This is a genomic window from Pseudomonas delhiensis, from assembly GCF_900187975.1.
GTDB classification, from domain to species: domain Bacteria; phylum Pseudomonadota; class Gammaproteobacteria; order Pseudomonadales; family Pseudomonadaceae; genus Pseudomonas; species Pseudomonas delhiensis.
On sequence record NZ_FZPC01000015.1, the window covers coordinates 160680 to 168606 of the forward strand.

At 68.1% G+C, this 7927-nt stretch carries 4 protein-coding genes; all 4 read right to left on the reverse strand.

Features of this window, described 5'->3' with window-relative positions:
* Positions 1-390: 390 nt before the first annotated feature.
* Positions 391-1788: an efflux transporter outer membrane subunit gene (locus CHC02_RS15355; protein WP_089392319.1), complete on the reverse strand. Its 1398-nt coding sequence runs from the start codon at positions 1786-1788 to the stop codon at positions 391-393.
* Positions 1785-4970, reverse strand: a complete 3186-nt coding sequence (locus CHC02_RS15360) for an efflux RND transporter permease subunit (protein ID WP_089392320.1) — start codon at positions 4968-4970, stop codon at positions 1785-1787. The genes CHC02_RS15355 and CHC02_RS15360 overlap by 4 nt, the downstream gene beginning before the upstream one ends.
* Positions 4971-5086: 116 nt before the next feature.
* Complete coding sequence (gene mexE, locus CHC02_RS15365; RefSeq protein WP_089392321.1) at positions 5087-6319, reverse strand: multidrug efflux RND transporter periplasmic adaptor subunit MexE; 1233 nt, start codon at positions 6317-6319, stop codon at positions 5087-5089.
* Positions 6320-6753: 434 nt separating this feature from the next.
* On the reverse strand, positions 6754-7656 hold the full coding sequence (locus CHC02_RS15370; protein ID WP_089392322.1) for a hydroxymethylglutaryl-CoA lyase: 903 nt from the start codon (positions 7654-7656) through the stop codon (positions 6754-6756).
* Positions 7657-7927: the final 271 nt, after the last annotated feature.

Consider the following 7927-nt stretch of genomic DNA (forward strand, 5'->3'; position numbering starts at 1 on the left):
CTTCTGGGCTCCCCCGTTCGCGGGGGTGACTGGATCAAAATTCGCGTCTCCCATGTCGCCCCATTGTAGGAGCGGGCCCTGCCCGCGATTCGCGCGCAGGGCGCGCTCCTACAGGGGAATGGCATGGCTCGGCCCGCGTAGGAGGACTCCGTCCGCGATAGGCCGAACCCCGCTGCGAAATCGCGGATGAGATCCGCTCCGGTGCAGGACAAACGCCATCGTAGGATGGGTGGGGCGAAGCGATACCCATCACCGCGGTTCCATGGGTTTCGCAAGCTCGACCCATCCGACGAAAAGCACCTCGGTGCCCATGCCGGACATAAAAAAGCCCCGCGGTCAGCAGCGTGCTCCGCGGGGCCAAGTGGCCGGAGAGTGGCCAGGGAGGAACCTTCAGGCCTGGGGCTGTGGCTGCCAGCCGCCCCCCAGTGCCTTGTAGATGGCGACTATGCCGCGGTACACGTCGACTTCGGCCAGGGCCTGGGCGTCTTCGGCGGCCAGTTGCTCGCGCTCGGCGTCCAGCAGGTTGAGGAAGTCCAGGGTGCCCTCGCGGTACTGCACGCCGGCCAGTTCGGCGGCCTTGCGGCTGGCCTCGGACTGGCGCACCAGCACCAGCATGCGCTGCTGGCGCTTGCCGTAGTCGCTGAAGGCGTTGGAGGATTCCTCCAGGGCCAGCAGCACCTGCTGCTCGTAGCTGGCCAGCGCGGCGTCGGCGTCGGCCTTGGCGGCGCGCAGGCGGGCGCGCACGCTGCCCAAGTCGAAGGTGGCCCAACTGATGGTCGGCGACACGCCCCAGGCGCGGGCGGCGCCGGAGCCTATCTGCGAACCGCGCCCGGCGGTGTAGCCGAGGAAGCCGCCAAGGCTCACGCGGGGGAACAGGTCCGCGGTGGCCACGCCGACGTCGGCGGTGGCGGCGGCCAGGCGGCGTTCGGCGGCGGCGACATCGGCGCGGCGGCGCAGCAGTTCGGCCGGGTCGCCGATCGGCAGGGCCTTGGCGATGGCCGGCAACTGCTTGGGCGCCAGGTCCACGCTCAACTGGTCCGGGCGCTGGCCGAGGAGGGTGGCGATGCGGTTGCGCTGGCGCACTTCCTCGGCCTGCAGTTGCGGCAGGGTGGCTTCGGTGGCGGCCAGGCGCGCTTCGGCGCGCTGCACGTCCAGTTCGTTGCCCACGCCGTTGTCGCGCAGCTGGAGGGTCAGGTCACGGGATTCGCGCTGGTTCTTCAGGTTGTCGCGGGCGATGCCTTCGCGCAGCTGGGCGCCGCGCAACTGCCCGTAGGCGTCGGCCAGTTCGGCGACCAGGCTGACCTGCAGCTGCTGCAGGTCGGCCTGGGCGGCCTGGCTCTGGGCGTCGGCCGATTCCAGCTCGCGGCGCACGCGGCCGAACAGGTCGACTTCCCAGATCATGTCCAGGCCCAGGTCGTAGCGCTCCTGGTTGACGCGGTCCTCGGTCTGCCCCGGCACCTGGCCCTTGCCGACCTCGGAGGACACCCGGCTGGTCACGGTGGGGAAGCGGTCGTTGGAAACGTCGTCGCGGATCGCCCGCGAGGCCAGCACGCGGTCGTAGGCCACGCGCAGCTCACGGTTTTCCTTCAGGGCCTGGTCGACCAGTTGGGTCAGCACCGGGTCGTCGAACTGCTTCCACCAGGCGTCTTCGAAGCGGCTGCGGTCGAAGGACGTGGCGCTGGTGTCGAGCTTGGCCGGCGCGGTGTCCGGCTGTTTGTAGTCAGGGCCGACCATGCAGGCGCTGAGGCTAAGGGCCAGCAGCGCCGGGGCGAAGAGTTGCAGTTTCATGCGTGGTGAGCCTCGTGGGTCAGGCGCGCTTGTTTCTTCGCTTCGCGGGCTTCCATGAAGCGGCGGATGAGGACGTAGAACACCGGCGTCAGCAGCAGGCCGAAGAAGGTCACCCCGAGCATCCCGGAGAACACCGCCACGCCCATGGCGCGGCGCATCTCGGCGCCGGCGCCGGTGGAGAGCACCAGCGGCACCACGCCCATGATGAAGGCGATGGAGGTCATCAGGATCGGCCGCAGGCGCAGGCGGCAGGCTTCCAGCACGGCGCTGAGGCGGTCCATGCCTTCTTCCTGCTTGTCCTTGGCGAACTCGACGATGAGGATGGCGTTCTTGCACGCCAGGCCCACCAGCACGATCAGGCCGATCTGGGTGAAGATGTTGTTGTCGCCGCCGGAGAGGATCACCCCGCCGATGGCCGACAGCAGCGTCATCGGCACGATCAGGATCACCGCCAGCGGCAGGCCCCAGCTCTCGTACAGCGCGGCCAGCACCAGGAAGGCGAGCAGCACGCAGAGCGGGAAGACGAACACCGCGGTGTTGCCGGCGAGGATCTGCTGGTAGGTCAGGTCGGTCCACTCGTAGGTCATGCCGTTGGGCAGTTCCTGCTTGAGCAGTTTCTCCATCGCCGCCTCGGCCTGGCCGGAGCTGTAGCCGGGGGCCGCGGCGCCGTTGATCTCGGCGGTGATGAAGCCGTTGTAGTGCATCACCCGGTCGGGGCCGGAGGTGTCGCTGATCTTGATGAAGGTGGCCAGGGGCACCATCTCGCCGAGGTTGTTGCGCACCTTCAGCTGGCCGATCTGCTCGGGCTCCAGGCGGAAGTTCTGGTCGGCCTGGATGTTCACCTGGTAGGTGCGGCCGAAGCGGTTGAAGTCGTTGGCGTACAGCGAGCCCAGGTACACCTGCAGGGTGTCGAAGATGTCGCTGATGGCCACGCCGTGGGTCTTGGCCTTCTCGCGGTCGATGGCGGCGTCCACCTGCGGCACGTTCACCTGGTAGCTGGTGAACACCGACATGGGGTTCAGCTCGGGCAGCGCGCGGGCCTTGGCCAGGATGTTCTGGGTCTGCTTGTACAGCTCCTCGTAGCCCAGGCTGCCGCGGTCCTCGACCTGCACCCGGAAGCCGCCGATGGTCCCCAGCCCCTGTACCGGTGGCGGCGGGAAGATGGCGATGTAGGCGTCCTGGATGCCGGCGAATTCCTGGTTCAGCTGCGCGGCGATCTCGCCGGCGGACATGCCCGGGCCCTTGCGCTGGTCGAAGTCCTTCAGCGGGGTGAAGACGATGCCGCTGTTGGGGCTGTTGGTGAAGCCGTTGATCGACAGGCCGGGGAAGGACACGGTGTGCTCGATGCCCGGGTGCTTGCCGGCGATTTCCGACATGCGCTTGATCACCGCCTCGGTGCGGTCCAGCGTGGCCGCGTCGGGCAACTGGGCGAAGGCCACCAGGTACTGCTTGTCCTGCTGCGGCACGAAGCCGGTGGGGGTGCTGGAGAAGCCCAGGTAGGTCAGGGCGATCAGCCCGGCGTAGAGGAACAGGGCGATGGAGCTGCCGCGCAGCACGCGGGTGACGGTGCCGACGTAGCCATGGCTGGCGCGGTCGAAGAAGCGGTTGAAGGGGCGGAACAGCCAGCTGCCCAGCAGCGCGTCGAGGATCCGCGAGAAGCGGTCCTTGGGCTCGTCGTGGCCCTTGAGCAGCACCGCGGCCAGCGCCGGCGACAGGGTCAGCGAGTTGAACGCCGAGATCACCGTGGAGATCGCGATGGTCAGCGCGAACTGCCGGTAGAACTGCCCGGTGAGGCCGGAGATGAACGCGGTCGGCACGAACACCGCGCACAGCACCAGGGCGGTGGCGATGATCGGCCCGGTCACTTCCTTCATGGCGCGCTTGGTCGCCTCGATGGGCGTGAGGCCCAGGCCGATGTTGCGTTCGACGTTCTCCACCACCACGATGGCGTCGTCCACCACGATGCCGATGGCCAGCACCAGGCCGAACAGCGACAGCGCGTTGAGCGAGAAGCCGAAGAAGTGCATCACCGCGAAGGTGCCGATCAGCGACACCGGCACCGCTGCCAGCGGGATGATCGAGGCGCGCCAGGTCTGCAGGAACAGCACCACCACCAGCACCACCAGCACCAGGGCCTCGAACAGGGTGTGCACCACCGCCTCGATGGAGCCGCGGACGAAGATGGTCGGGTCATAGACGATGGAGTAGTCCACGCCCTGGGGGAATTCCTTCTTCAGCTCGGCCATCTTCGCCCGCACCTCGTTGGAGATGGCGATGGCGTTGGAGCCGGGGCGCTGAAAGATCGGGATGGCCACTGCCGGCTGGTTGTCCAGCAGCGAGCGCAGGGCGTACTGGCTGGAGCCCAGCTCGATGCGGGCGATGTCCTTCAGGCGGGTGATCTCGCCGTCCGGGCCGCTGCGGATGATGATGTTCTCGAACTCTTCCTCGCTGACCAGGCGGCCCTGGGTGTTGATCGACAGCTGGAAGCTGGTGGCGTTGGGCGCGGGCGGCGCGCCCAGGGCGCCGGCGGCGACCTGGCGGTTCTGCTCGCGGATGGCCGCGACCACGTCGCTGGCGGTGAGGTTGCGCGAGGCCACCTTGTTCGGGTCCAGCCACACGCGCAGCGAGTAGTCGCCCATGCCGAACAGCTGCACGTCGCCCACGCCGTCCAGGCGCGCCAGCTCGTCCTTGATGTTGAGGATGGCGTAGTTGGACAGGTAGAGCATGTCGTAGCGGTTGTCCGGCGAGGTCAGGTGCACGACCATGGTCAGGTCGGGCGAGGCCTTGTCGACGGTGATGCCGATGTGGGTGACCTCTTCGGGCAGCTTCGGCTCGGTGCGCGTCACGCGGTTCTGCACCTGCACCTGGGCGTTGTCCAGGTCGGTGCCCAGGGCGAAGGTGATGGTCAGGGTCATCTTGCCGTCGGCGGTGGACTGCGAGGACATGTAGAGCATGTTCTCGACGCCGGTGATGGCCTGCTCCAGGGGAGCTGCGACGGTCTCGCCGATCACCTTGGGGTTGGCGCCGGGGAAGTTGGCGCGCACCACCACGGTGGGCGGCACCACTTCGGGGTATTCGCTGATCGGTAGCTGGAACAGCGAGATGGCCCCGCCGATCAGGATGATCAGCGAGAGCACGGCGGCGAAGATCGGCCGCTGCACGAAGAATTGCGAGAAGTTCATGGTTCGTTCCTGGCGCGCGGGGCGCTAAACCCTGGGCAAAGGTCACCCGCGGCCCTGGGTGGGGCCAGGGCCGGGTACTGCGTTGTCTACTGGCCCCGGTCAGGGGCGGGTCGTCGTCAGATGCGGCTGGGCTTGCCCGGCGACTGCTCGGCGACCTTCGGCGGCTCGCTGTCCTCCACCGCCTGGCGCGAGCGGGCGAGGGCGGCGAGGGTGGCCGGGCTGGCCATGGGCACGCCCTCGGCATCCACCTCGGCGCCGGGGCGCACGCGCTGCAGGCCGTTGACCACGATGCGGTCGCCCTTGGCCAGGCCGCTGCGGACGATGCGCAGGCCTTCCAGCTTCGGCCCCAGCTCGATGCCGCGGTAGGCGACCTTCTTGTCGGCGCCCAGCACCAGCACGAACTTCTTGCCCAGGTCGGTGCCGACCGCCTCGTCCTTGATCAGCGCCGCCGGGTAGGTGCCGGAGCCGACCAGCTTGATGCGGGCGTAGAGGCCGGGGGTGTAGAAGCCGTCCTTGTTGTCGAACACGGCGCGGCCGCGGATGGTGCCGGTCTTGGGGTTGACCTGGTTGTCGAGGAAGTCCAGGCGGCCCAGGTGCGGGAAGCCGTCCTCGCCGGTCAGGCCGAGGTACACCGGGGTGCTGCCGCGGGCGTCCGGGCCGCCGGCGCGGGCCATGGCCACGTACTTCAGGTAGACGCGCTCGTCGGCGTCGAAGTAGGCGTAGACCTTGTCGGTGGAGACCAGGGTGGTGAGCAGGCTCTGCCCGGCGTTGACCAGGTTGCCGGCGGTCACCTCGGCGCGCGAGACGCGGCCGTCGATGGGCGCGGTGATCTGGGTGAACGACAGGTTGAGGCGGGCGTTGTCCAGCTCGGCCTGGGTCGCCGCGACCTGGGCGCGGGCCTCGGTGGCGGCGGCGCTGCGGGCGTCGGCCAGTTCGGCGGAGATGGCGTTGGTGGCGCGCAGGCGGTCGCCGCGGGCCGCCTCGTTGGCGGTGCGCACCTGGTTGGCGCGGGCCTGCGCCAGTTGCGCCTCCAGGCGATGGACCTCGGCCTGGAAGGGCCGGGGGTCGATCTGGAACAGCAGGTCGCCTTTCTTCACCAGGGCGCCTTCGCGGAAGGTCACCTTGTCGATGTAGCCGGAGACGCGCGGGCGCAGCTCGACGGATTCCGGCGCCTCCAGGCGGCCGGTGAACTCGTCCCACTCGTTGACCGGCTGTTCGATGACTTCGGCGACGCTGACCTTGGGCGCGGGCATGTTCTGCGCGGCGTCCTGGGTCTTGCCGCAGGCGCCGAGCACCAGGATGGCGGCCAGTGCCAGGGGAATACGCAAGGGGTGGGGTGAACGCTCCATGGGGAAGACTCCGGCATTTTTGATCTAATGCAGCGGAGTCTGCGTTCGAAGCCTCTAAGTCGCTAATCGAACGGGAGCATTCTTATTATCACGGCCAGTGATAAACCCTGTTGCATTATCCGTATCAATCGATGGGGGATTTTCTGCTACCCGCTATGCGGTGGGTCTTGTGGCGGGACGTTTGCGTACATGGATTCAGGGAGCTTCCAGGTTTCGCTTCATGCCGAACGGTCCCCTCTCCCGCTTGCGGGGGAGGGTTAGGGTGGGGGAGCGGAGTACAGGTTTGGCAGTGGAGTGTCGGCGAAGTCCGCAACCCTCACCCCAGCCCTCTCCCAGAGGGAGAGGGGGCCGTTCGGAGCGGGCGGCGAAGCTGGAGTCATCCTGATATGCCTGGGGCGTTATGCGCCCTACGATGCAGGAGAGCCGCCGCCGTGTCAGGCCTTGGCCAGGCGGGCCCTGGCCACGCGGGAGCCGTTTTCCTTGCCGAGCACCTGGCAGATGCGCTGGCCGGCGGCGATCAGGGCGTCGAGGTCGATGCCGGTGTGGATGCCCAGGCCGTTCAGCAGGTAGAGCACGTCCTCGCTGGCCACGTTGCCGGTGGCGCCCTTGGCGTAGGGGCAGCCGCCGAGGCCTGCGACCGAGCTGTCGAACACCGCGATGCCTTCCAGCAGGCTTGCGTAGATGTTCGCCAGGGCCTGGCCGTAGGTGTCGTGGAAGTGCCCGGCCAGGCGCTCGCGGGGCACGCGGGCGCCGACCACCTCGAACATGGCGCGGGTGGCGCCGGCGGTGCCGACGCCGATGGTGTCGCCCAGGGAGACCTCATAGCAGCCCATGGCGTCCAGTTCGGCGGCCACGGCGGTCACCTGCTGCACGTCCACCTCGCCCTGGTAGGGGCAGCCGAGCACGCAGGAGACGTAGCCCCGCACGCGGATGCCGTGCTCGCGGGCGGCGTCCAGCACCGGCACGAAGCGTTCCAGGCTCTCCTTGATCGAGCAGTTGATGTTCTTCTGCGAGAAGGCCTCGGAAGCGGCGGCGAACACCGCGACCTCCTTCACCCCGGCCTCCAGCGCCGCCTCGAAGCCCTTGAGGTTGGGTGTAAGGGCCGCGTAGGTCACGCCCGGCTTCTGCCGGATGCCGGCGAACACCTCGGCGGAGCCGGCCATCTGCGGCACCCACTTGGGCGAGACGAAGCTGCCGACCTCGACGTAGGCCAGGCCGGCGGCGCTCAGGTCGTCGACCAGGCGCACCTTGTCGGCGACGCTGATGGGCTGTTTCTCGTTCTGCAGGCCGTCGCGCGGGCCGACTTCGACCAGGCGGACGTGTTGGGGCAGGGGCATAGTGACCTCGTGTTCGGTTGTGTCGCGAAGGCGGGCGGAGCGTAGGGCGGATAACCGTTCGCGGTTATCCGCCGCTACACCATGCCTCATGGCCGGCTTCGTGGATTGGCTGGGCCGCTTTTCGGCGGATAAAGCGTTCCGCTTTATACGTATATGGACTCCTCCCGTTTTGCCAGCGACCGACGTGCTTTTTCGAACTTGGGTACGACTGCTGCCGTATATCCGGCTTCATGGAGCGATACATCCGCTCCCGAGCCCTGATGAAAATCCG

Excerpts from the sequence above, each read along its gene's own strand:
- CHC02_RS15355 (WP_089392319.1), bottom strand. The coding sequence starts at position 1,788 with ATGAAACTGCAACTCTTCGCCCCGGCGCTGCTGGCCCTTAGCCTCAGC.
- mexE (WP_089392321.1), bottom strand. The coding sequence starts at position 6,319 with ATGGAGCGTTCACCCCACCCCTTGCGTATTCCCCTGGCACTGGCCGCC.
- CHC02_RS15370 (WP_089392322.1), bottom strand. The coding sequence starts at position 7,656 with ATGCCCCTGCCCCAACACGTCCGCCTGGTCGAAGTCGGCCCGCGCGAC.
- CHC02_RS15360 (WP_089392320.1), bottom strand. The coding sequence starts at position 4,970 with ATGAACTTCTCGCAATTCTTCGTGCAGCGGCCGATCTTCGCCGCCGTG.